The sequence below is a fragment of the Rossellomorea sp. NS-SX7 genome, from assembly GCF_052828565.1.
On the sequence record NZ_CM128249.1, the window covers coordinates 1,716,477 to 1,740,501 of the forward strand.

A 24,025-nucleotide genomic window follows, 5' to 3' on the forward strand; every position below is an offset into this window, starting at 1 on the left:
TCATGGACAAGATCATACATAGGATAGCCAATTAGATAAGCAGTAATTTGACTTTGTGATTAAGAATTCAGATGAAGAGTGGGTTTTGGAAAAAGAATAGCACGGAATTTTGATAATAAATAGTCGTGTAATTTAATTGATACTTTATAAAAAAACGCGTCCCCACGCGTTTTTTCTTTTGCCCAAAATCTTTTTAACAAAAAATTTCAAAAACATATTGTAAAGCGCTTTCAATTATCATATAATTTCAATAAATCGATTTAGTAAACCGGTTTAGTAAATCGGTTTATGAAGTGGAGAGTTGGAGAGTAGTTCATGAAAAAAGTAACGATTGCTGACGTTGCTCAGCATGCAAAAGTATCTAAGAGTACCGTTTCCCAGTACTTGAATAATCGTTTTGATTATATGAGGGAAGAAACGAAGAACCGAATAGAAGAATCAATCCAGGAGCTTGGCTACAGGCCTAACATTGTAGCAAGAAGCCTGAAGCAGAAGTCGACGACGACGATCGGTGTGATCGTGGCGAATATCCTTCACACGTTTTCGACCCAGGTGATCCGTGCAATCGAAGACACCTGTCACGAAGCAGAGTTTCACACGATTGTCTGTAACGCGGATGATGATCCTGAAAAGGAACGGAAGTACATCGAGATGCTTCGTGCTAAGCAGGTGGATGGGATCATCCTGCTGCCTACCGGGGATAATGCGGCATTGTACAATGAGATGCTGAAGGAAGGCTACCCGATCGTGTTTGTTGACCGGACGGTGCCGGATGTGGCGATTCCATCCATGTTGCTTGATAACGAGAAAGCTGCCGGCATGGGAGTCCAGCATTTCATCGATCGCGGTTACACGAAGATCGGGATCATCACCAATGTGATCCGGAATGTGACCCCGAGGATGGAAAGGATCAATGGCTATAGGCACACGATGGAAGCAAACGGCCTTGAGGTCCGGGATGAGTATATCAGGAGCCTAGAAGTAAGCAGGATCAAAGAAGGGGTGCGGGAACTGTTAGCTCTCGAAGATCCCCCTGAAGCGATTCTTGCCGGTAATGATTTAACACTGATTGAAATCTTGAAATATGTAAAAGAAATGAACGTGAAAATACCAGAGGATTTGGCCATCATCGGGATTGATGATGTGTCCTTTGCCGGTTTTTATGAACCGGGATTGACAATCGTTGCCCAGCCTACCTTCGAGATCGGAAAGAAAGCAGCGGAATTTCTATTGAATAAAATCCAGAAAAAAGAGGATCAAGATGAGGGTCTCGTATTCCGTTTTGACCCCAAGCTGATCATTCGAGAATCTTGTTAGATAGAAAGGGTGTTACCCATGAACGATGTAGTGACGATTGGCGATGCGATGATCACACTTGATCCGTCATCGACCGGCCCGATGCGGTTTGTCTCTTCTTTCGAACGCAAAATTGGAGGAGCGGAGCTGAACTTTGCGATTGGCTGTGCGAGGTTGGGATTGAAGACCGGCTGGGTCAGCCGCCTCGGTAATGATGAGTTCGGCAGGCATATCTTTAATACCGTCCGCGGTGAAGGAGTCGATGTGTCCCAAGTGGAAATGGCGGATGGATATCCGACTTCCCTTAATTTCAAGGAGATTATGGGAGACGGGAGTGTAAGGACTTTTTATTACAGGGACCGTTCTCCGACAACCACTTTAACGAAGGAAACCCTAAATGATGAGTTTTTGAAGAACACGAAGATTTTACATATCACCGGGGTATTTCCTGCAGTGGATAAAACGAAAAACATCGAGCTGATCAGGCATGCGATCACAGAAGCAAAAAAGCACGGGGTGATGATTTCGTGCGATCCAAATATCCGATTGAAATTATGGAGTGAGGACGAGGCAAGGGACGTGTTAAGGAGCTTTCTCCCGTATGTTGACATCCTGTTAACGGGAGTGGAGGAAGCTCAGCTGCTGTTCGGCACCACAGATCCACACGAGATCATTGAGCACTGCAAGGCATTTGGTATCTCCCATTTGGCGATAAAGCAGGGTGAAGAAGGATCCGTTGGCTATTCTGCAGGTGAATATGTTGAAGCTCCTGCAGTGAAGGCGAAAAAGGTAGTGGATACTGTAGGGGCCGGTGATGGATTCGATGCAGGATTCATTTACGGAGTCCTACAGGAATGGCCGTTGGAGAAGTCGCTTCATTTTGCGAATATCATTGGCTCGATGGTCGTCAGTGTGACGGGGGACAACGAAGGGCTGCCTTATTTGGAAGATGTCCTCGTCCACATGGGCGAAAAAGCCAGGGTGGAAAGATAGGTGAAGGGATGAATATTCAAGTGGCACTTGACCGCCTGACCAGGGAAGAATGTTTTCAGATTCTCGAAAAGACCGAACCGTTCGTGGACTGGATCGAGGTCGGCACCGGTGTGATCAAGGAATACGGGATGTCAGTGATCAGGGACATCCGGCAGGCTTATCCTGATAAGGTGATTGTCGCGGATATGAAGACATGCGATGCCGGAAAACATGAAGCGGTTCAAGCTTTTGACGCTGGTGCAGACATCACGACAGTCATGGCATTCTCCGCGGATAAAACCATTATGGATACACTCGAAGTGGCAGAGTCACGCGGAAAGAGAGTGATGATCGATCTTCTTGGAATCTCGGAAAAGGATAGAGTCCTAGAATTAAAGGATCTGGGAGTCACGCTTGTCAGTTTGCATATCGGAAAAGACATGCAGGAAGCTGGTGAAGAAACAGGCAGCCTGTTCGACCTGACACAAGGAATCAGCGGACTCGAGTCGGCAGTGGCAGGAGGAATCACATTGGAGACCCTGCCCGGCATTGTTGAAAAATGGCCGGACACGGTCATTATTGGCAGCGCTATCACAAAGGCAGGAGACCCTGCAGAGGCTGCAAGGGCGATGAAGGGACTGGTTAGTACATGCAATCGATCATAACGACAGTAGCCAACGAAATTTCAGAAGTTTTATCAAACGTACAAGAGGATGAAGCGATCCATCTTTCTGAACATTTGAAGAAGGCCAACCGGATTTTTGTATACGGTGAAGGACGATCGGGATTGATGGGAAAAGCATTTGCGATGCGCCTTATGCATGGTGGCTTCCCTGTGTATGTCATCGGGGAAACCATTACACCCAGCATGGAAAAAGGGGATTTGCTCATTGCCATTTCAGGCTCCGGTTCAACCGGGGCAATTGTCCAATTTGCCTCCAAGGCGAAAGAAATCGGGGCGGGGGGGTTCCTTGTGACCACGAACCGGGAATCAAAGCTTGCTTCGATCTGCGACGGGATCCTTTGCATTCCCGCAGCCACCAAGTACCGAAGGCAGGGTGAGCCAGAGACGATTCAGCCTCTCGGGAATCAATTCGACCAATCGGTTCACCTGGTTCTCGACGCGATCATCATCGGGACCCTTGAGCAGGAAGATACGAATGAAGCCATGGTAAAACGCCATGCAAATATGGAGTGAATGGAGTGATGATGAAGTGAACCCGGTGGAGTTTATCAAAAAAGAAGTACTTGTGGCCGTCATTAGGGAAGCCGCGCCTCAAACGATCCTTCCCATTGTCACTGCCTTGTATGAAGGCGGAGTGAAAGTCATTGAAATCACGGCTGAGACCCCGAAGTTTACAAGTTTGATAGAGAGTGTAAGAGAGGAATTTGATGGCAGGGTCCTGACAGGTGCGGGCACCGTACTGGATCCGGAAACGGCAAGGGCCGCCATCATGGCAGGCAGCGAATTCATCGTCTCTCCATCATTCAATCCGGAAACGGTGAAGATGACAAAACGCTACGGCATACCAAGCATACCTGGAGCCCTGACTCCAACGGAAATCCTGAATGCATATGAGCTCGGGGCAGATATGATAAAGGTCTTTCCTGCAAATACATTCGGTCCTGGCTATGTCCGGAATATTCATGGCCCTTTCCCGACGATTCCGTTGATGGTTACCGGGGGGATCAACATGGATAATATCGAGGAATACATCGAGGCAGGAGCATTGGCCGTAGGACTGGGGAGCAACTTGGTGAATACGAAGCATCTGCATCACGAAGAGGATTTTCAACGCTTGACGCAAAAAGCACGCGAATATGCACGGATTGTTCAAAAGGTAAAGGCTGTTCAATCAATTTAAACCAATTTAAGGGGGAACTTGGGATGAAGAAATTTGTATCGATTTCATTTGTGTTAATGTTGGCTCTTTCCGGTATTCTGGCAGGTTGCGGTAGCAAAGAAACTGGAGGAGAAGGGGAGAAAAAAATCAAAATCGTAGCAGCACATAACCAGACATCACCAGATAATCCTTATCAAACAGGGCTGCTGAAATTCAAAGAAGTAGCAGAAAGTAAATCAAACGGAGATATTGATGTGGAAGTACATGCAGGAACAATTGGAACGGAAGAATCAGAACTTGTTGAAAAGTTGAAGCTTGGCGGAGCGGATGTTGTGCTTGTCTCACCTGGTTTCATGACTCAGACAGGAATTAAGGAAATCGATCTTCTTGCCCTTCCTTACCTTTTCGACAGCTATGAGCACTGGGAAAAGACAGTTGACGGAGAAGTCGGGGAAGAAATGGCGAAGTTGATCAACGAGAAGTCGAACAATGATTTCAAATTAATCGGTTACTGGTCTGCAGGTGTCAGACACTATTACGGGAAAAAGCCGATCGAAAAAATGGAAGATTTAAAGGGCATGACGTTCAGAACACAGACTTCTGGTGTGGTAGCAGATTATTGGAAGGAAGTCGGAGCGATTCCAACTTCAATCGCATGGGGAGAATTGTATCAGGCCCTTCAGCAAAACGTAGTCGACTCAGCTGAAAACTCGTATCCATACTTCGTTCAGCAGAACCACCACAAAACAGAGAATGGTAAATATATCTCTGAAACAGGTCATGATTATACAACACGTTTCCTGTTAGTGAACGGAAAGAAGTTTGATTCCTATACAAAAGAACAGCAGGATATCATCATCGAAGCAGCAGAGGCTTCCGTGAAAGCTGAAAGAGAAGCGGTGTATGCACAAGAGGAAGAATACAAAGAGAAAGCGATCGATGAGGGAGCGGAAGTGAACGAAATCGACCGCGCGCCATTCATTAAACTGGCAGAACCTATTCAACTTGAAGCCGCGAAGAACATGGGTGCGGAAGGTCTGCTAGAGAAAATCAACAAGCTTAAGTAAAACGTTCTTTAAAGGGAAGAGACGATCTGTTCTTCCCTTTAATTGTGAAAGGGGGAAGACGATCAATATGATTAAAGCTCTTGAAAAAATACAGATGACCATCGGTGCTATTTTCTTGCTTATCTTTTTTGCGGCTATCATAGTCCAGATCGTCACCAGACACCTCGGGATTTCAGTCATATGGACAGAGGAAGTGGCCAACTACTCGTTCATTTGGTCGGTCTTTATGGGGGCTTCCGTCATGGTGAGCAAACGGGAACATTTCAGCTTCGATTTTCTTATCGGTAAGTTGAAAGGAAAGTCGAAACTATCTTTACTGATCGTGATTGATGCGGTCATACTATTATTCTCATTTGCCCTGTTTTACTATGGAATCGTGGCAGTGCAGAACTTCTGGAACTACAATTGGACGTCCATTCCAGAATTGAAGATGGGATACGTATGGATTTCCATCCCGATCATGGGTGCGACCATGATGATTTACTCCGCAAGTCAGTTGTTCAACAGTATCAAAGATCTTAAAGGAAGGGGGGCACAGGCATGATTGGTATAGGGTTGGTTGTATTGTTTCTTATTCTGATGCTGATCGGTGTTCCTATTGCCTTTGTGATTGGGATTGTTGCTCTCCTCGGTATCTTTACGGTTCCTTATATCCCTGAAGTGACGGTTCCAATGAAGATGCTGAATGGAATCGATTCGTTTGTCCTGCTTGCGGTGCCGTTATTCATCCTTGCAGCGAACCTGATGAACCACGGGAAGATTTCACAAAAGCTGATTGATCTTTCCCTGACCATGGTCGGTCACATAAGGGGCGGTCTGGCCCACGCGAACATCCTGGTCTCCATGATTTTTGCCGGGGTGTCAGGTGCGGCGCAGGCTGATACAGCAGGGGTGGGTAAAATCCTGATCCCGAACATGAAGAAACAGGGGTATGATACCGAAACGGCAGTCGGAGTGACAGCAGCTTCTTCTACGATTGGTGTCATCATCCCGCCTAGTATCCCGATGATCATTTTCGCAGGTTTGACGAATGCATCGGTGGGAGCGTTATTTCTTGGAGGGATTGTTCCCGGTGTCCTGATTGGACTTGGCATGATGCTCTTTATTTATATCATGGCCTTGAAAAGAGGATATCCAAGGTCGAAACGTGCAACATTCAGCCAGTTTTTCAAGTTGGTGTATGAGACGGTACCTGCCCTCATTACGCCAATCATCATTATCGGCGGAATCATTTCAGGGTTTTTCACCCCGACCGAAGCAGCAGCCGTTGCTTGCTTGTACACATTATTGATTTGTATGTTTTTCTATAAAACTCTGAAACTATCCGATCTTCCAAAGATCATCAAGGATACACTGGCACTAAGCTCACTGTCCCTCTTTGCCCTTGCCGCTGCAAGCGCTTTGGGTGAACTGATGAGTTACTATCAATTATCGGTCAAGGCACAGGAATTCTTTGTGAACAACGTAGGGGCAGAGTGGGTCTTCATCCTGATCATTATTGCCTTCTTCCTGTTTGTCGGTACGTTCATGGACGCGATCCCTGCGATGATCTTATTCGTACCAGTCATCCTGCCGACAGCCAATCTATTTGGGATGGAGCCGGTGCACCTGGGGCTGATTGTAGTTATGACATTGGCCATTGGTCTGGTCACTCCACCGTATGGTTTATGTCTGCTCCTGGCAGCGAAAATCGGCAATCTCAGCATTGAGAAATCCTTCTCTGCCGTCATGCCGTATATAGTGATTGTCCTAGTGGTCCTATTGTTTGTGGCATTTTTACCGGGCGTGGCTTTCTATATTCCTAAACTCATCAATCCAAGCCTGTTTTAGCGGGCAGGGTTTGAGCGACTGAACAGATTTGATAAGGAGAGTGAAAGATGATGGTGAAGAGAGAAGTATTGAGCAGCGAAGGATCCATGATGCTCGTGAAGGTGGAACTGGCGGAAGGGTTCGTCGGTGACATCGACCAGCATCCTGAAGAACAACTAAGCTTCATTGAAAAAGGGCAAGTGGAATTTGAAGTGGACGGTGAAAAAAGGATTCTGAATGCAGGGGATACGCAGTATATCCCTTCGAGCATCCAGCATCGGGTGAAGGTGATCGAGGAATGTGTGATATTGGATATGTTTTCTCCGATAAGGAAGGATTTGCTGGAAGGGTAAAGTGGATAGGAGAGCGTCAACCCGGTTTGGGGTTGGGGCTCTTTTTTTATGGATACATATAATGGAAGAAGAGCATTGCTCAAATTTAGTATATTTGAAATAATTGGTATAATGTTAATAGAATAAGAGTTTTTCATGTGAGAGGATGAAGCGAGTGTCTAAAAAGAAAAATGAAACCCTTGAATGGTTGAAATCTTTGGTTGTTGCGTTCGTCATCGTATTGATTGTTCGAACCTTCTTATTTACCCCTATCCTCGTTGACGGAGCTTCCATGAATACGACATTACATGACCATGAACGTATGATTGTATCCAAATTAGGTGAGCCGGAAAGATTTGATATCGTTGTTTTTCACGCAAATGAGAAACAGGATTACATTAAGCGTGTGATCGGTTTGCCTGGCGATAAAATCGAGTACAAAAACGACATTTTATATGTAAATGGAAAAGCGTATAAGGAGCCATACCTCGATGATCAGAAAGAAACAATAGAGGGTGACTTAACCAAGTCCTTCACTTTGGAGGATACTGCTGTCCGACAGGCCACTGTACCCCAAGGGCATGTATTCGTTATGGGTGATAACAGACAGAACAGCACAGACAGCAGGATGATAGGAGCAATCCCTATTGAGGAGATCGTAGGGACCACGAATGTTGTTTTTTATCCATTGAAGGATATGAGGATCATTAAAAATGAATAGTTTCTGGGAATAGAAGCTGAAGATTGAGCGGTTGGTCTTCGGCTTCCCATTTATTCCTGATGAGGGGTAATCATGTATGCAAAAGAAAAAAATAACGATCTTGATTGCTGCAGTGATGGTTCTGGTCGCAGCCTATGCCTGGTATCAATCCACTAAGGTATACGGTAATGATAAGGAATCCATCATCAAAGTGATAAAGTCGGTGGAAGGCTATGAGGATAAAGACATTCACATTGTACAAATCAACGATTTTGATGATATCAGAATTGCAGGGTTTTTAGCCGATCATAAGCCATCCTATATCCTGTTTGCCAAAAACGATATGGGGAACTATGTGTGGAAGCATATTGAATCCAATCAAGAAGAGGCAATTGCGATGTTTTTACCTGGTAGGGCCATTAAAAAAATCATGTTCGTGGCGAATGATGAAAATGGCGTTGCCAAAATGACGGTAGATATTAATGGGGAAACACTGGAGCAAGCATTCCCTCCTTACGAGCCGAGCGTAACCTGGGTTGATTTGCCTGAATCAAAAGATAATGGATATGAGTATCGGAACTACAAATATTATGATGAAAATGGGGATTTGATTGAAGAGTTTGAATGATTGATTGTGAATCGAGGGAAGGGTTATGCAACTAAAGCGTCAAAGGCTTTGATTGATTATTTGTTCACTTATACAAGTGTAGAAATCCTTAACGCAATAGCTTTGATAAACAACGTCTCATCAAATAAAGTAATTGAAAAATGTGAATTTACCTATCGGGGGCAACAGACGATAGAAAATGAACGTTATAATCATTATGTATTGAATAAGTCTGAGTGGAGGAAAGGGGTAGGGTTGTGACGGTTCCGATTCTACCCTTTACCATTTTCAAAAGATATGACTTATGACCACAAGAATTGAAATGAGATTCTTGTGGTCTCGCATGAGGTAATGCAACAGTCTTATAAAACTAAAGGGGCGCTTTTATTGCCTTCTTAAATTATTGGGCAGGGTTATAAAGAATTGATTTTGGAATTTTCTTTATTTCTGATTTAATTTTGACAAAGTGGGTGCTTTATTTCAATGGATTTTAAGATTACGGAATTACAGGGTTTTACTCATCAAATAGGACATTTAGTTTCACAGATGGATTATGTTAGAAAGACAACGCTAGACGCCGTAAAAGGATTAACTACTGAAGAGTTGGATTTTTTGCCAAGCGAGGATTCTAATAGTATCGGAGCATTATTATTACACATAGCAGCAATAGAAAAGGGATTTCAAATTGAGATTTTTGATGGCAGAACTCCGAATCAACAAGAGCTGGCTGAATGGGGAGATCCATATAGTCTTGGTGATAAGGGGAGAAAGAACATCAAAGGAAACTCCTTAGATTTTTACATCACTAAACTTGCAGAGGTACGGCAAAGAACGTTACAAGAATTTGCGAAACTCGATGATAGATGGTTGTACGAAAATAGATTATGGGATAATCATCAATCTAATCATTATTTTATTTGGTTCCACGTCTTTGAAGATGAAATTAATCATCGAGGTCAAATAAGACTTATTAGAAAAATGTTGTCAGTTAGATAAAGCGTGGTGGGGGTCTGACCCCCACCACGCTTTAGCGTACAGGGGGACAGAACCTAGTTCTCTCCCTTAATCAATCAACGATTAACTTCCTTCTTCAATGAAGGGGACTCAAAGCCAGTTAATGGTCATTAATGAGCTTCTCTTTGGGGTTTAAACACTTTCTCCTGCCACAGTTGATACATATAGATGATCAACGCAAAACCGACCATCATAGCAACAATCGCTATTGTAGGCAAAGTCGATTCACTCGAAACAATCCCCATCCGTTGCCATACCGGGTAAACGAGGTACATAAATAACCCGTCCAAAAGGATATTGACAATCAAATACCTCCAAAATTTCCTAAAAGTAAAGTGGAATATCCAGATAACGATAACGAAATATGCTCCATACACCCAGGGAACGGGGACGACTTTATCCCACCCGAACAGACTGGAATCTGCCTCATTCCACCATCCGTAATAGTAAGCTGCTTGATATGCCAAGGTATGAATAACGATCATAAATAGAGCGACCGGCATGTACTTGCGTATAATATCCATTTTCAGAAAAAACAAGGACGCCAAAGGCAATATCAAAAGTGACCAGAGAATAATCTGTTTCATGTCGTTAATCCCCCATATTTGTTTTATATGTAGTGTAACTCCCAGTTCATATATTTATCCGATAAAAGTACTGTCTCCCTCGAAACTAACACTTTAGTCGGAGGTCCAGACCTCGGTATTGAAGTCTACTCCGGTCTACTCCACCTTTTTGGGTCTTCAATAGCTGCTTGAGTCTTTTTTTACTTAACTCAAGCATCACTTGATAGGAAAAACAGTCCCCGGCACCTACACTTGATTTATACTAATGAAAGAGGTGATGGGTTTGTTTGATATGAAGAAAGTTGGGAAGGTAATAGCTGGGTTAAGGAAGGAAAAGAAGATTACCCAAATGGCGCTTGCGGATCATATGGGGGTCAGTTTTCAGGCGGTAAGTAACTGGGAGAGAGGGGAAACGATGCCGGATATCTCCAAGCTGCCCGATCTTGCCAGGGTATTGGATGTGAGCATTGATGAGATTTTGTCTAATGCCAAAGGGACACAGTTGGTTAAGAGTCTGGTTGAAGACGAGGTGAAAATGAAGGTCACATCAGTGGATAAGGAAGAACTTTTACAAGCGGCTCCGATTATTACGCAGGATCAAGCAGATATGGTGTATCGGAACCTGGATGGTGAACTGTCATCGAAGGAGCTTTCATTGATTGTTCCATATATAGGCCAAGACTTGATTGATCGTTTAGCAGAGGATGAGTTTGATAAGAACGGATTAAAAGGGCTGACGGCTATCGCTCCTTATATCGGCCAGGAAAAAATCGATTCGCTGGCGGAAAAAGAAGCCGAAAAAAATGATTTTTCAGCTATGGCTGTCGTTGCACCTTTCATAAGTCAGGAGATCATCGACAAATGTGCTTTGAGGGAACTTGAATCTAATGGACTTGCAGGTTTAGCTGCATTGGCACCATTTATCAGTCCTGAAGTGGTAGATGAATGTGCCCGGAAGGAATTTGAGCGATCTAGTGGAGAAGGGTTGTCTCCTTTAGTACCCTTCATTAGCCAAGGGGTCATTGATGAGATTGCAGTTGAGGAATTTAAACGGAAAGGGCTGGGAGCTTTATCGGCCATGGCCCATTCGATAAGTGCGGTTGTACTAACGGAATGTGCACAGAAAAGCTACGGTGAAAAGGGAATTCAATCGCTTTTACCTGTTGCCCCTTTTATTGATAAAGTCCTTTTGAATAAACTCGCTTTGGATGCTTTAAATAAGAAGGGACTCGGTGAGATCAGTCCTGTCATGCCGTTTATTGATTCGAAACTGTTTCAGGGTTCTTTTAGTAAATAACTAGTGATTTTGTTGGGGGCCTTCTCGATTTAATGAGGAGGCTTCTTTTTCGTGAAATAGTTTTAGGGGGACAGACATCCCCCTAAAACCTATGGATATTCGTAATCTGCGTAATCGGCACGCCGGCCATTGGAAGCAGCAGCTGCAGTTCATCCGATATGACACTGATATAATCGGCACCCTCGCGGAATCCATACCGTTCTTTTATATTGATGTCGAAGTTGCATTTGACCTGCAGGGCGATATCGCCTTCCCGGTCGAACGGGGGAGAGACGGTTTGGACGTCGAATCTATTGCCATTTTTGCTAAAAGAATTGATGGTTTTGATTGCTTTTGGTTTATAGTTTTTGACGGCTTTGGGTGTATAGGAAAAGGTCACCCAGCCGGTTGCATTAATCATGATGAACACATCCTATTTTATTGAAAGGTATTCTAGAAGTATAGCAAAAGAGTGGGGACGTGGATAGGGATGGAATTGGGAAGCACTGGGACGGCTCTCTCTGGATTCGGAAGCAAAGGAGCTGTCTACTCGTTTCAAGTTCCTTCCTCAATTAACCATGTAAAACCAACGGATTTAAAATTAATCTAAATTGCACGAAATTAATTTGTAACAATAATTAATGTTAAAAGAAATCATTCAACTAAATGGGCCGTTGATGCAAGAAGGATTAACGGCCCCTTTAGTTGAATTCCTTATCGAACGAACAGGAAAGATTACTATAATAAAGGAAATTCAATTTTGCTTTCTTATAAATATAAAAAATGATGACAATTAAACACAACCACAAGGAGATGAAGCCATGAAATTTCTACTCACATCTGCAGGCGTAAATAATAAAAGTATTCATGACGCGTTGCTTGACATGCTTGACAAGCCGATTGCCGAATCCACCGCCCTGTGCATCCCCACCGCGATGTACGGACACCCTAGGGTCGGCCCCGGCGTCAGAACTTGGGAGTTCATTAGCGGCAAATCCGAGAATCCCATGGTCGACCTGGGCTGGAAGTCGGTTGGCGTGCTGGAGCTCACTGCGCTGCCAAGTATTGACGAAGACCGATGGATTCCGCTGGTCAGGGAGACGGACGTCCTGCTGGTATCTGGTGGCGACGCCTTGTATCTAAGTTACTGGATGAAGCAATCGGGAATGGCAGAGCTTTTGCCGTCTCTGCAAGCAGTCTATGTGGGAATTAGCGCCGGGAGTATGGTGATGGCCCCTAACATCGGGGAATTCTTCGTTGGCTGGACTCCACCCGGCGGAGGCGATGACGCGTTGGGACTGGTCGATTTCTCCATCTTTCCTCACTTGGATCACGAGATGCTGCCACATAATACGATGGCCGCCGCAGAGAAATGGGCAGCCGGGATGCAGGGGCCGGCGTATGCGGTTGATGATCAAACCGCCATCAAAGTGATGGACAGAGAGGTCAAAGTGATCTCCGAAGGGAATTGGAAGCTGTTTTCGCCTTGAGGTAATTCTGTCGCAGCAGCATATAAGAAAGGTTGATACTATGTTCATAGAATTTATTGCGACAACGTTAGAAGATGCTGTATTAATTGAACAATCAGGGGCAGATTTGATTGAGCTGGTATCCGCTTTATCAGAGGGCGGCTTAACACCAAGTCATTCTTTGATCGAAGCTGTAGTTAACCGTGTAAGCATTCCAGTCAATGTGATGGTAAGGCCTCATAGCCAATCTTTTTGTTACTCTTATGACGACTTATTGATCATGAAAAATGATATAAACATAATCCGTTCATTAGGTGCAAATGGTGTTGTACTGGGAGTGTTGAATGAGAAACATGAAGTCAACCAACATATGCTTGAAGAGTTATTGATGGAATGCAGTGGAATGGAGGTTACATTTCATCGAGCAATCGATTGTTCAATCAATCCCGTTCAGGCGGCTAAAACATTAGCCCAATACAAAGAAATAACAACGATTTTGACTTCTGGTGGAAATGGTGAATTTTCCAGTCGCTTGCAAACCATTCAGCAAATGAAAACTGTATGCAAGCATATTTCAATTTTGGTTGGAAGTGGATTAAATGCAAGCAATATTCGTTCTGTTCATTCAACAGTAAATACAGGATATTATCATTTTGGTACAGCTGTGCGAAAAAATCATAGCCCGATCGAAGGAATTCATCTGGAAAAAGCGAAAGAAATTGTTCAACTATTAAAAGGTCAATAAGCTTAATGGCAACAGAAATGCGAGAAGCAGCATAAGAAGAGTAGAGGGGGACGGTTCCCGCTCTACTTTTCTCATTTTTATAAAAAGATGAACCACATCCTCTGAAAAACCTTACTAGACTGTTTGATTTACAAGTATAAAGTAGGATAAGAACTGTCCCAGGTTTACCAAATACCCTCACTATTAAAAATACATTCCACTTTCTGCGTTTACGTTCCACTTTTGAAAAATACGATCCACTTTTCGGATTTACGTTCCACATTTTTAAAATACATTCCACTTTTCCCGTTTATCAACCAACTTGTCGAAAAATCGTTGGAGATTGGGACAGATACATTTGGATAGAATTCGGACGCTTCCACTCAAACTTCTAAAAAGTGAACTACCTCATAAAAAACTACACAGCCCGGCTGTGTCCAACGTTTCTATTTAAAAAGTAGAATAAGTACCGTCCCCAGTAAACGGTTATGATAAACCAGGAATAAATGTGGCGATTATGAAGCAGAATTTGATTTAGATTCCCCACTTTTTTCTTATTCAGCCAGTTAAAACTCAAAAGTAAAATCACGAAAAAACGCGTCCCCAAGCGTTTTTTCTTTTGCCTGCAAATTGGACGGTGATTCCCCTCCTAACCGTTAAAATAGGAACATATAAAGCTTATCCTGTTTAAAATACATGACAATATGTAAAATATAATTGACATATCATAATATTCTGAATAGTATTAATTTAGGAGGAGTTGAATTTTTTGAAAAACAGAAAAATGAAGATTGCACGAGTTGAAGCGGATGTGTCTCAAGAAAAGTTAGCAAGTATCGTTGGAGTCACTAGGCAGACCATTAATCTAATCGAAGCTGGAAACTATAACCCGAGTCTGAAATTATGTACGGCCATATGTAAAGCCTTAAATAAAACCTTAAATGATTTATTCTGGGAGGAATGACAGATGAGTGCTGAAAAGATTGTAAAGGAAACAAAAGTAACCATTGGTGTATCTTTACTTGTTAGCATGGCTTTATTTATCACTTGGTTCATTTTCGAAATAGCGGAATTCTCATTCACTAACAACAAAGCCCTGTTAGCCTTATCGCTTATTCCTTTTAGTACAGCTATAGCTTCTTCTCTTAAACTTATGAAGATAAAAAAGAATCCTAAAGTGATTGTATCCGAGACGGATGAGAGACTGGTAGCCGAGAAAAATGAAGCAGATGCGAAAGCATTGAAGCTGCTTCAAGGGGTTTTGTTCTTATCGTATTTGGGATACACATTTATCATTCCGGAGGACACTTTCAAATCGATCGGGTGGTGGATAACGTTAGGTATTCTGCTTTTATCACTGTTCACTCCATTGATGTTTCGCCATATCACGAAAGAAACATGACAAAAGGATAAACATCAGAGGTTGGAGACAACGTGTGATGAATAAACTGGTTCCTAACAACCTGAAACGAATAAGGACACAATCAAACCGAATTTTTCCTTGTGATCGATCAGATGTAAACACTTGAAGAGGGGTGGAGGGCAAATGACTAGTGGTATGTTTTTACTCCTTATTGTATTGACTACAGTTATTATTTTAAGAAGAAAAAAGAAATAAAGAGGTGCCAGAATTCATCCAACGCTGATGGATTAGAAGGGGGAGCCTGGCACTTTATTTTATTCAAAGACAGAGTGGGCACGCGTGTTGTGGGGCCAGACCCCCGGTGCGGTGAAGCTTTAACGTACTGGGAGTCATGCCCGAAGTGCTAACGGACTGTTCGTTGAAGAAGGACTTTATCTCAATTATCAACAAATACTTATTGACTGATTACATGCGCAGAAGGAATATGTCTTTATTTCTTGAATTTCTAATTTAAACGAAAAATTTAAAAAAGGAGTGAGCTTAGTATGATGATAAAAGGTTTTGGAGGAATATTTTGGAGGACAAAAAACCTGGAAGCAGTAAAGAAATGGTACAGTGAAGTGTTAAAGATTGAAATTGAAGGTTGGAATGGGACTGTTATTCAACCCCAATCAGGAAATGAGACTATTTTTTCCTTCTTTACTGAAGACGATCCTTACTTCCCCACAGAACAGCAAGTGATGTTAAATTTCCAAGTTCATAATTTGGACGAGACGATTGAGCATTTTGAACGGATTGGAGTATCCCTTGTAAAGGAGAAAGAGGTTAGTGAATTTGGTGCGTTTGTTTGGATTAAAGATCCTGAAGGCAGATTGATTGAGCTTTGGGAGAAATAATTGGAGGCGATAGCTGTGGATCGGGAACCTGGTATTCAACTAACGAAAAATTGTGAGTGATCAATTATGTTTTCGTTGACGAACGTACGTTCTGTGATGTAGAGTGTATTTATAGGTAATAATGACGGTGGTTTCTGCACTTGGGAATTACTTAGTATTGAAAGAAGAATCAGAACTAAGGAGCTGTTGAAGGATGTCAATGAGTTTGAACCCGTATTTGATTTTTGACGGTAACACAAGAGAAGTAGTCCATTTTTACGAGAAAGCTCTAGGCGGTAAAGTGATGGGAATCATGACGTTTGGAGATATGCCGGCTGACCCGAATCATCCGTTGACGGATGATATGAAAGATCGCATAATGCATGCACACTTGCAAGTCGGCAACGCAGATCTCATGTTCAGCGATACTTTTCCAGGCATGCCTTATCAGCCAGGGAATACGATTCATATTGCCCTCCACCCTAAAGAAGAGGCTGAAGCCAGAGAAATATTCGCCGCTTTGGAAGACGGGGGACAGGTCATTATGCCCCTTCAGAAGACGGATTGGAGCCCTTTGTACGGGCAAGTAACGGACAAATTCGGCGTTACTTTCCAAGTGAATGTTCCAGGAGAGCAACCGCAGTAATAGCCAACAGATTTCCTCTCTCCAACAAACAAAGCCTCTGTTCGAATATAGACAGGAGGCTTAAAAGCAAATGTTGTGTCTAACGAAACAAGTAAATCACACGAGGTCAATGTACAGATGCAGGGCATTTATGATTTAACATAGATAAATAGAGACTCAACCCTATCTTTAGTCAACCAAGTTCCTTTTAAGACCGAGGGGATTTTCCCACAAAAAAAGACCTGCCCCTTTTCCGGGACAGGTCTTTTCCTTAGCCTACCTTTTTATCCTTTTCATTCGATTTCCAATGGTTCATTTGGAAATCGTATTCTTTTCCTAGCTGTTTGACCAATCCATAGCACATGACCAACACGACGAATGTAAGCGGAAGTGCACTTACGATGATGGCTGTCTGCAGTCCGGCCAGTCCACCAGATGCCATCAGAACAAGTGTGGATGCGACCAGGATGATTCCCCATATCACTTTCACACGGTTAGGAGGGTTCAATTTCCCGCCTGTTGTGAGCATTCCAAGAACAAAGGTTGCGGAGTCGGCTGATGTGACGAAAAAGGTCGTGATAAGTGCCACAGTCAATACCGATAGAATCGCGCCGAACGGAAGATGTTGATAAACAAAGAATAGAGCCGTCTCTAGGCTTTGTCCTGAAACATCCAAGCCCTTCGCCATCTCGAGGTTGATTCCCGTTCCGCCGAATACTGTGAACCATAAGGCACAGACAACCGATGGCACAAGTAAAACCGCGATCGTGAACTCACGGATGGTACGTCCTTTGGACACACGTGCAATGAACATCCCAACGAAAGGAGTCCAGGAAATCCACCAAGCCCAATAGAACACAGTCCAGCCTTGGGTCCACGCTGCTTCATCCGCATTGAAAGGAGACAAGCGCAAGCCCATCTGAACGACATTTTGCAAATAGCTGCCCATGGTAGTGGTAAACATATTCATCAAGAATAACGTTGGACCAAGTATGAGCATGGCAATAAACAATATGACAGCCAACGACATATTGATATTACTTAATAACTTGATTCCTTTCGAAATGCCTGTAGTTGCTGAAACAATGAAAAGTACAGTGATGATCATCATGATGATGAACTGGACGAAAAAGTTGTTTGGAATTCCGATCAGATATTCCAGTCCAGCATTGATCTGTTGAGATCCCAATCCTAATGATGCCGCAACGCCGAATAATGTCGCAAACACGGCGACAACATCAATTGTCTTACCGATTGGGCCTTTCACTTTTTCACCAATTACAGGATGAAGAGTCGCACTCATCAATCCAGGCGCCCCTCTGTTAAACTTCTGATAGGCCAGTGCCAATGCGACGATGGCATAAATCGCCCAGGCATGCAGTCCCCAGTGAAGCCAGGTATATCGCATTCCCATAATTCCCGATTGTGCCGTCCCGCCTTCTCCTGCAGGTGGCGAGGAAAAATGAGAGATTGGTTCAGAGACACCGTAAAATAACAAACCGATTCCCATTCCAGCCGAAAATAGCATCGCGAACCAAGTCGGTCTGCTGAATTCGGGTTGTGAATCTTGTTTCCCTAATTTGATTTTTCCATATTTACTGAAAATCATAAACGCGGCGAATATGAGGAAAAATGTGGCGACCAGCTGATAAAACCAGCCGAATTTCTCAAGTACGAATCCTTTTGCTACTTCCATTGCAGATCCCAATTGTTCAGGTATCAATACCCCTATCAGGACGAAAACCATTGCAATGCCTACCGAGATCCTAAAAACGGACCTGTCCATTTGCATCAATCCTTTACTACTTTAATAGATAATCCTTAGTACATAGTACAAATATCCATTAAACCATAAATTGAAAAATTAGAAAAAGAGCTGTGGCTTTCATATTTCGTCAAATTTCGCGGTATTCAACATAGAGAACAGTTCATCCTTGTTAGCTATACAATTACTAGGGGATGGTGGTGAATGCTCCTAGATCCATTACTTTGAAGCTCAACGCAAATAGAAAAATAGTAATTAAATGACTCTATTTAACATTACCCCTTAATATATTTCTTAGTATTAACTGGTTGGCAAGGTATCGTGAACAGACAAATTAATTGGATAGAGAATATCATCATTTGTTTTCTAATATTCCTGGTTATTATGTTTATCAATTGGTCAAACAAACCCATATGAATGGAAGAAATAGAAGGAGATTTATTGGTAATGTAGAAATTGATATTTATGTACTTTAATGTTTGTAGTGGCAGTATATTGATTGAAATGTTGACAGTTGCTTATTGGTGAAATTCATCGATTTTTTGAGGGGAAAGGTGATATATATGAAAACAACCCAGTCAAAAGACGGCACAACCTTGGCGTACGATGTCTACGGTAATGGTCCATCGCTCATTTACATAACGGGAGCAAGCTGCCATCGCTCATTTAAGCCCATAGTGCGAGATGCCGAAATATTTGCCACTGAATTCACTGTTTACAATTACGACCGTCGTGGACGAGGTGATAGTGGTAACACACTGCCTTATACGGTAGAACGTGAAATTGAAGATATCGAAGCCATGATTGATGCAGCAGGGGGAACGGCGCATTTGTATGGTCATTCTTCTGGTGCTGTGATTGCACTTGAGGCAGCTCTTAGACTAGGCAGCAAAGTGAAAAAAGTAATTATGTATGATGCGCCATATGTACATGACGAGAAAGAAAAAGCCGAATACAAACAATTAAGCAAAAAAATACACAAACTTCTCGATAACGGGAAAAATGGAGAAGCAATGCTTACCTTTTTGAAGGGTATTGGGATGCCCAAAGTATTTGTATTATTGTTGCCGTTACTTCCCGGCTGGAGAACTACGAAAGCTCTAGCTCCAACCCTTGCTTATGATATTACTCTAACTCAGGATATGCCACCTGTTGAACGAGCTACACAAATTTCCATACCTATGCAAATAATCGTTGGTGAAAAAAGTCCGGCCTCAATAAACAATGTCGGTCGCCAACTAACAAAGGCAATTCCAAACGCAAAGTTTGTACAACTTGCAAATCAAGACCACATGGTTGACGGGAAAACCCTGTTGCCAATACTTACGAGCTTTTTCAAGTAATAATGTCTTAACAATTACTTGGAAGTATGGGGACGGTTCTCTTGCTTCGGAAGCACAAGAACCGTCCCTATGCTTCTTTGATTGCTTAGGGAATTACGAGATGATTAAGATGTTAAAGTGCAGAAGTGAACGACATACAAAAGGGGGAGAAGCTATGCTGAGTAAACCAAAGGCAAACGAGTACGCTCCATACTATATGGAATACGTGAACAATGTACAAGAAGGAGATCTGTTGCATATTCTAGATGTTCAACTAAAGGAAACTATGCATTTGTTAAAAGATTTAAGCGAGGAAAAGGCCCAGTTTCAGTATGCTCCGGGAAAGTGGACAATCAAGGAAGTCATGGGCCACATAACCGATACGGAGCGCATTATGTGCTACCGCCTTCTCTGTATTGGCAGAGGAGAACAGGAGATGCTGCCAGGATATCATGATGATGAATATGTGAGAAGGGGCAATTTTAATCGACTCTCCCTATCGGAGCTTTTACATCATCAATCTCTTGTCCGTCAAAACACCATTCTACTTCTAAGCAGTATGGATGAAGAAGCACTGCTCCGACGTGGAAAAGCAAATGGATCCGAAATGACAGCCCGAGCTATTGCGTACATTATTGCCGGGCATGAGATCCATCATCGAACGTTGTTGATGGATCGGTATCTGAGTTCCGATAAAGGTTAGTGTAGACGCATCTTTAATATAGCAAATTAAACACCTTGCCCCAACTAAATAATTGAGGCAAGGTTTCTTATGAAATCTCTTAGCTTTACTTCTAATGAGGACTTTTATTTATTAATAATATAAAACATCAACTTTATTACACTTGATACATTTTTCATGATGTTGATTTCCTTTAAAATGATGATCACAATTTTGCTGGATCTCTTTTAACTTTTTCTCCAAAATAGCAAGGTGAGTTTTGAGTTGATTAATTTCCTCTTCATTTTTTTCGACCTTCACCCTAATAGCCCCCTAAGAAAGTTACTGATATATGTTGCCGCCAGTTCGCTTAAACTGCTCAGCTTTTTCCTTCATACCTGCTTCAATCGCTTCCTTTGTATCAAGTTTGTTTTCTTTTGCATAATTACGAATATCTTGAGAGATTCGCATACTGCAAAATTTAGGACCGCACATCGAACAGAAATGCGCTGTTTTTGCCCCTTCCGCAGGTAAAGTTTCATCATGATATTCGATTGCACGTTCAGGGTCTAAAGATAAGTTAAACTGATCCCTCCAACGGAATTCAAAGCGGGCTTTTGATAAGGCATCATCTCTCTTGTGGGCCCCGGGATGTCCTTTTGCCAAATCAGCAGCATGTGCAGCAATTTTATACGTGACAACCCCTACACGGACGTCATCTCTGTTCGGTAAACCTAAATGTTCTTTTGGTGTGACATAACAAAGCATCGCTGTCCCATACCAGCCAATCATTGCAGCTCCAATAGCAGATGTAATGTGATCATAACCAGGAGCAATATCAGTCGTAAGAGGTCCGAGTGTGTAGAATGGAGCTTCCTGACATACTTCCAGTTGTTTATCCATATTTTCTTTAATCATGTGCATCGGTACGTGCCCCGGACCCTCAATCATCACCTGTACATCATGCTCCCACGCAATTTTTGTCAGCTCTCCAAGAGTCTCTAATTCTGCAAACTGCGCTTCATCGTTTGCATCTGCAATAGATCCGGGACGCAAACCATCTCCTAGAGAAAATGCAATATCATACGATTTCATGATTTCGCAGATTTCTTCAAAGTGAGTATATAAGAAACTTTCTTTATGGTGGTGCAGACACCACTGTGCCATGATGGACCCACCGCGGGATACAATACCTGTCAAACGTTTAGCTGTTAACGGGACATATCGCAAAAGAACACCAGCATGAATGGTGAAGTAATCAACACCTTGCTCTGCCTGTTCAATTAAGGTATCACGGTAAACCTCCCAGGTAAGATCTTCAGCAATACCATTTACTTTTTCAAGCGCCTGATAAATCGGGACAGTGCCGACAGGAACCGCAGAGTTACGAATAATCCATTCGCGTGTTGTGTGGATATTTTTCCCTGTTGATAGATCCATAATATTATCTGCACCCCAGCGCGTGGCCCAAGTCATTTTTTCAACCTCTTCTTCGATAGAAGATGAAACCGCAGAGTTGCCAATATTCGCATTGATTTTTACATGAAAGTTACGGCCTATGATCATGGGCTCTGATTCTGGATGGTTGATATTAGAAGGAATAATTGCCCGACCTTTTGCAATTTCATCCCGAACGAATTCAGCTTTCATATTTTCTCTAATGGCGATAAATTCCATTTCCGGGGTGATGATTCCTTTTCTTGCATAATGAAGCTGTGTAACATTTTTCCCATTCTGGGCCCGTAGCGGTTTCCGCTTTAAACCAGGAAACACGTTATGATTCGTGCGAGGATCGTTTTCATCTTTATACCCATTATCCTCAGGCTTGATTTCACGGCCATCATATTCCTCCACATCGCCGCGTTCTTGAATCCATGATCTGCGAAGGGTAGGAAGACCTTTTGTAATATCGACATCATAATCTGGGTCTGTGTAAGGTCCGCTGGTGTCATACACGCGTACTGGAGGATTTTCCTCTTCTCCGAACGTACCGGTTGTCGGGCTTAATCCGATTTCACGCATTGGAACCTTAATGTCAGGTCTAGATCCTGTTACATATACTTTTTTGCTGCCTGAAAAATTAGACATAATGGAAATGTTTTGTTCGTTTAGTGAAGTTGAAGACATGGACATAATTTCTCCTTTTTTTGAATGTAAGGACAAGATATAGAACACAACAAGTGGAAAGCTAATAAAAGCTAATGAAGTACATAAAAAAGCCGGTGTCCAATAAATAATTGGACCCGGCTAATATGTATACAGAAGTAGTATGACTATCATGACGCTGCTAACTTCCCCACGCTGGTATGAACCAGATCAGGTCCCAAGAGTCAAGAAACTTCAACGTGTTTCTCTCTCAGCCCAACTTATTGGACTCCCCTAGTTATTTCTATTCAATTTGATATCAGTATACATGAGACTTCATTAAGATAAAAGGAAAAATTGGAAAATGAGACTAAGGGATGAGCTGGGGAAAAGGGGCACATGAGATTAGTTTCTTCATTAATCAGGCCGCTTTCTTGAGATTAAAAACCGCCTGGTTATTGGCGTTGGACCGATTTATTGAAAAAATTTGATCAAACATGTTCTAAATGAATGTCTTCTAAATAAGAACCTTGTTACACTAAAGCTATCCATTCGTAAATATGTGAATCGAACCTGCCACAACAAAGCATAAATTGACAGGATACGTTTTTTAATAGTTGCTAAGATGACAATAAGGAGTTGAAGGCCATGGCATGGGTGGAGTCAATACAAAAGGCAATTGAGTACATGGAAAATCATTTATTGGAAGATTTGGCGATTGACAGTATTGCTAAACAAGCCAATGTGTCACCGTTTCATTTTCAGAGAACATTTGCCGTTTTGACAGAAATGACGGTTGGTGACTATATAAGAAGACGGCGGTTAACATTGGCCGGAGAAGAATTGCTGGCAACAGATGCGAAGATCATTGACCTTGCCTATAAATATGGCTATGACACTCCCGAGGCTTTCTCCAAGGCTTTCCGCAGACAGCACGGGGTTTCTCCAAGTGAGGCGCGAAAGTATAAGAGGAAACTGCAATCCTATAACCGCCTGATCATCCAGGTAACTTTGAAAGGGGCAGAACCAATGAAGTATAGTGTAGTCGAGAAGAATGCGTTTCAAATCGTCGGGATTAAGCGGGAATTTGCTTGTGTGGCAGAGGAAGAAAACGTAGTAGGCATCCCGGAACTTTGGGAAGAGGTCAATCAAAATGGAACAACCGATAGGCTGTTTCAATTGAATGACGGGACAGTAAAAGGAGTATTGGGTGTGTGTGGAGAAGTCAGTGATGAGCAAAAACAGGCGAATGTGTTTGATTATTGGGTGGCCACTTCTTACGCTGGGAAGGTGCCAGAAGGGATGATGAGCTTAGAAATCCCTGCTTCCAAGTGGGCGGTTTTTGAAGTGCATGGACCAATGCCTGCTGCGATGCAACAAGCGTGGAAACGAATTTTCTCCGAATGGTTCCCTTCCACTGGGTATGAGCATGCGGGTACACCGGAATTTGAATTATATACGGATGAGGATCCCAATAGTCCGGATTTATACTCGGAGATTTGGATCCCGATTAAATAAGTTCATTATGTGTATACGGTCTTTGGCAAACGGGCGCTTTTCTGTAATAAGGAAAGCGTCTTTCTTCATGAATGGGCCATTTAATGGAAGACTCTATTACTTAAGAAGCAGCAAACTAAAGTAATTGATATAAAG

27 protein-coding genes, 1 pseudogene and 1 riboswitch are annotated in these 24,025 nt (G+C 42.7%); of the genes and pseudogenes, 23 read left to right on the forward strand and 5 right to left on the reverse strand.

Annotation, left to right across the window (positions count from 1 at the left end; genetic code table 11):
• Positions 1 to 315: 315 nt before the first annotated feature.
• From ACUXV2_RS08380 to ACUXV2_RS08440, 13 genes and pseudogenes are all read left to right on the forward strand, one after another.
• On the forward strand, positions 316 to 1,317 hold the full coding sequence (locus ACUXV2_RS08380; RefSeq protein ID WP_446246555.1) for a LacI family DNA-binding transcriptional regulator: 1,002 nt from the start codon (positions 316 to 318) through the stop codon (positions 1,315 to 1,317).
• An 18-nt stretch (positions 1,318 to 1,335) separates the two neighbouring features.
• On the forward strand, positions 1,336 to 2,289 hold the full coding sequence (locus ACUXV2_RS08385) for a sugar kinase (protein WP_446246556.1): 954 nt from the start codon (positions 1,336 to 1,338) through the stop codon (positions 2,287 to 2,289).
• Positions 2,290 to 2,297: 8 nt separating this feature from the next.
• A complete protein-coding gene (gene hxlA / locus ACUXV2_RS08390) occupies positions 2,298 to 2,933 on the forward strand; it encodes a 3-hexulose-6-phosphate synthase (RefSeq protein WP_446246557.1) in 636 nt (211 codons plus the stop codon).
• Complete coding sequence (gene hxlB / locus ACUXV2_RS08395; RefSeq protein WP_446246558.1) at positions 2,918 to 3,466, forward strand: 6-phospho-3-hexuloisomerase; 549 nt, start codon at positions 2,918 to 2,920, stop codon at positions 3,464 to 3,466. The genes hxlA and hxlB overlap by 16 nt, the downstream gene beginning before the upstream one ends.
• On the forward strand, positions 3,450 to 4,133 hold the full coding sequence (locus tag ACUXV2_RS08400; protein ID WP_446246559.1) for a bifunctional 4-hydroxy-2-oxoglutarate aldolase/2-dehydro-3-deoxy-phosphogluconate aldolase: 684 nt from the start codon (positions 3,450 to 3,452) through the stop codon (positions 4,131 to 4,133). The genes hxlB and ACUXV2_RS08400 overlap by 17 nt, the downstream gene beginning before the upstream one ends.
• A gap of 23 nt (positions 4,134 to 4,156) precedes the next feature.
• On the forward strand, positions 4,157 to 5,179 hold the full coding sequence (locus ACUXV2_RS08405) for a TRAP transporter substrate-binding protein (protein WP_446246560.1): 1,023 nt from the start codon (positions 4,157 to 4,159) through the stop codon (positions 5,177 to 5,179).
• A gap of 67 nt (positions 5,180 to 5,246) precedes the next feature.
• The gene (locus ACUXV2_RS08410) at positions 5,247 to 5,723 is read left to right on the forward strand and encodes a TRAP transporter small permease (RefSeq protein WP_446246561.1); all 477 of its coding nucleotides are present in this window, start codon (positions 5,247 to 5,249) and stop codon (positions 5,721 to 5,723) included.
• Positions 5,720 to 7,009: a TRAP transporter large permease gene (locus ACUXV2_RS08415; RefSeq protein ID WP_446246562.1), complete on the forward strand. Its 1,290-nt coding sequence runs from the start codon at positions 5,720 to 5,722 to the stop codon at positions 7,007 to 7,009. The genes ACUXV2_RS08410 and ACUXV2_RS08415 overlap by 4 nt, the downstream gene beginning before the upstream one ends.
• A gap of 47 nt (positions 7,010 to 7,056) precedes the next feature.
• Positions 7,057 to 7,341 (forward strand): cupin domain-containing protein, encoded by a 285-nt coding sequence (locus ACUXV2_RS08420; protein WP_446246563.1) that lies wholly within the window; start codon positions 7,057 to 7,059, stop codon positions 7,339 to 7,341.
• A gap of 154 nt (positions 7,342 to 7,495) precedes the next feature.
• Positions 7,496 to 8,041 carry a signal peptidase I gene (gene lepB / locus ACUXV2_RS08425; RefSeq protein ID WP_446246564.1) on the forward strand — a complete coding sequence of 182 codons (546 nt, stop codon included), beginning with the start codon at positions 7,496 to 7,498 and terminating at the stop codon, positions 8,039 to 8,041.
• Positions 8,042 to 8,117: 76 nt separating this feature from the next.
• On the forward strand, positions 8,118 to 8,648 hold the full coding sequence (locus ACUXV2_RS08430; RefSeq protein ID WP_446246565.1) for a hypothetical protein: 531 nt from the start codon (positions 8,118 to 8,120) through the stop codon (positions 8,646 to 8,648).
• A gap of 12 nt (positions 8,649 to 8,660) precedes the next feature.
• Positions 8,661 to 8,888, forward strand: a pseudogene (locus ACUXV2_RS08435) (GNAT family N-acetyltransferase); the annotation flags it as partial.
• A 222-nt stretch (positions 8,889 to 9,110) separates the two neighbouring features.
• Positions 9,111 to 9,623, forward strand: a complete 513-nt coding sequence (locus ACUXV2_RS08440; RefSeq protein ID WP_446246566.1) for a DinB family protein — start codon at positions 9,111 to 9,113, stop codon at positions 9,621 to 9,623.
• Between the two features lie 128 nt (positions 9,624 to 9,751).
• On the opposite strand, the gene ACUXV2_RS08445 is transcribed toward ACUXV2_RS08440, so the two are convergent.
• Entirely contained in the window at positions 9,752 to 10,228 is a 477-nt protein-coding gene (locus ACUXV2_RS08445) for a hypothetical protein (RefSeq protein ID WP_446246567.1), read from the reverse strand.
• 271 nt (positions 10,229 to 10,499) lie between these two features.
• On the opposite strand from ACUXV2_RS08445, the gene ACUXV2_RS08450 reads away from it, so the two are divergent.
• Positions 10,500 to 11,504: a helix-turn-helix domain-containing protein gene (locus ACUXV2_RS08450; RefSeq protein ID WP_446247026.1), complete on the forward strand. Its 1,005-nt coding sequence runs from the start codon at positions 10,500 to 10,502 to the stop codon at positions 11,502 to 11,504.
• Positions 11,505 to 11,586: 82 nt separating this feature from the next.
• Here ACUXV2_RS08450 and ACUXV2_RS08455 read toward each other — a convergent pair whose 3' ends face one another.
• Positions 11,587 to 11,904, reverse strand: coding sequence for a hypothetical protein (locus ACUXV2_RS08455; RefSeq protein WP_446246568.1), 318 nt, complete (start codon positions 11,902 to 11,904; stop codon positions 11,587 to 11,589).
• Positions 11,905 to 12,304: 400 nt separating this feature from the next.
• On the opposite strand from ACUXV2_RS08455, the gene ACUXV2_RS08460 reads away from it, so the two are divergent.
• From ACUXV2_RS08460 to ACUXV2_RS08485, 6 genes are all read left to right on the forward strand, one after another.
• On the forward strand, positions 12,305 to 12,973 hold the full coding sequence (locus ACUXV2_RS08460) for a Type 1 glutamine amidotransferase-like domain-containing protein (RefSeq protein ID WP_446246569.1): 669 nt from the start codon (positions 12,305 to 12,307) through the stop codon (positions 12,971 to 12,973).
• Between the two features lie 40 nt (positions 12,974 to 13,013).
• A complete protein-coding gene (locus ACUXV2_RS08465; RefSeq protein ID WP_446246570.1) occupies positions 13,014 to 13,697 on the forward strand; it encodes a copper homeostasis protein CutC in 684 nt (227 codons plus the stop codon).
• Between the two features lie 748 nt (positions 13,698 to 14,445).
• Positions 14,446 to 14,640, forward strand: a complete 195-nt coding sequence (locus ACUXV2_RS08470) for a helix-turn-helix transcriptional regulator (RefSeq protein WP_446246571.1) — start codon at positions 14,446 to 14,448, stop codon at positions 14,638 to 14,640.
• Between the two features lie 3 nt (positions 14,641 to 14,643).
• Positions 14,644 to 15,078, forward strand: coding sequence for a hypothetical protein (locus ACUXV2_RS08475; protein WP_446246572.1), 435 nt, complete (start codon positions 14,644 to 14,646; stop codon positions 15,076 to 15,078).
• Positions 15,079 to 15,587: 509 nt separating this feature from the next.
• On the forward strand, positions 15,588 to 15,935 hold the full coding sequence (locus ACUXV2_RS08480; protein WP_446247027.1) for a VOC family protein: 348 nt from the start codon (positions 15,588 to 15,590) through the stop codon (positions 15,933 to 15,935).
• Between the two features lie 193 nt (positions 15,936 to 16,128).
• Positions 16,129 to 16,560, forward strand: coding sequence for a VOC family protein (locus ACUXV2_RS08485; protein ID WP_446246573.1), 432 nt, complete (start codon positions 16,129 to 16,131; stop codon positions 16,558 to 16,560).
• Positions 16,561 to 16,810: 250 nt separating this feature from the next.
• On the opposite strand, the gene ACUXV2_RS08490 is transcribed toward ACUXV2_RS08485, so the two are convergent.
• The gene (locus tag ACUXV2_RS08490; protein ID WP_446246574.1) at positions 16,811 to 18,331 is read right to left on the reverse strand and encodes a glycine betaine uptake BCCT transporter; all 1,521 of its coding nucleotides are present in this window, start codon (positions 18,329 to 18,331) and stop codon (positions 16,811 to 16,813) included.
• 536 nt (positions 18,332 to 18,867) lie between these two features.
• On the opposite strand from ACUXV2_RS08490, the gene ACUXV2_RS08495 reads away from it, so the two are divergent.
• Entirely contained in the window at positions 18,868 to 19,647 is a 780-nt protein-coding gene (locus ACUXV2_RS08495; protein ID WP_446246575.1) for an alpha/beta fold hydrolase, read from the forward strand.
• A gap of 154 nt (positions 19,648 to 19,801) precedes the next feature.
• Positions 19,802 to 20,329 (forward strand): DinB family protein, encoded by a 528-nt coding sequence (locus ACUXV2_RS08500; protein WP_446246576.1) that lies wholly within the window; start codon positions 19,802 to 19,804, stop codon positions 20,327 to 20,329.
• Positions 20,330 to 20,440: 111 nt separating this feature from the next.
• Here the strand turns inward: ACUXV2_RS08500 and ACUXV2_RS08505 are convergent, their stop codons facing one another.
• Positions 20,441 to 20,608 (reverse strand): serine protease, encoded by a 168-nt coding sequence (locus ACUXV2_RS08505; protein WP_446246577.1) that lies wholly within the window; start codon positions 20,606 to 20,608, stop codon positions 20,441 to 20,443.
• Between the two features lie 21 nt (positions 20,609 to 20,629).
• A complete protein-coding gene (gene thiC, locus ACUXV2_RS08510) occupies positions 20,630 to 22,414 on the reverse strand; it encodes a phosphomethylpyrimidine synthase ThiC (protein ID WP_446246578.1) in 1,785 nt (594 codons plus the stop codon).
• Between the two features lie 149 nt (positions 22,415 to 22,563).
• A riboswitch (TPP riboswitch) is annotated at positions 22,564 to 22,678 on the reverse strand.
• A 342-nt stretch (positions 22,679 to 23,020) separates the two neighbouring features.
• On the opposite strand from thiC, the gene ACUXV2_RS08515 reads away from it, so the two are divergent.
• On the forward strand, positions 23,021 to 23,890 hold the full coding sequence (locus tag ACUXV2_RS08515) for an AraC family transcriptional regulator (RefSeq protein WP_446246579.1): 870 nt from the start codon (positions 23,021 to 23,023) through the stop codon (positions 23,888 to 23,890).
• The last annotated feature ends 135 nt before the right edge of the window (positions 23,891 to 24,025 follow it).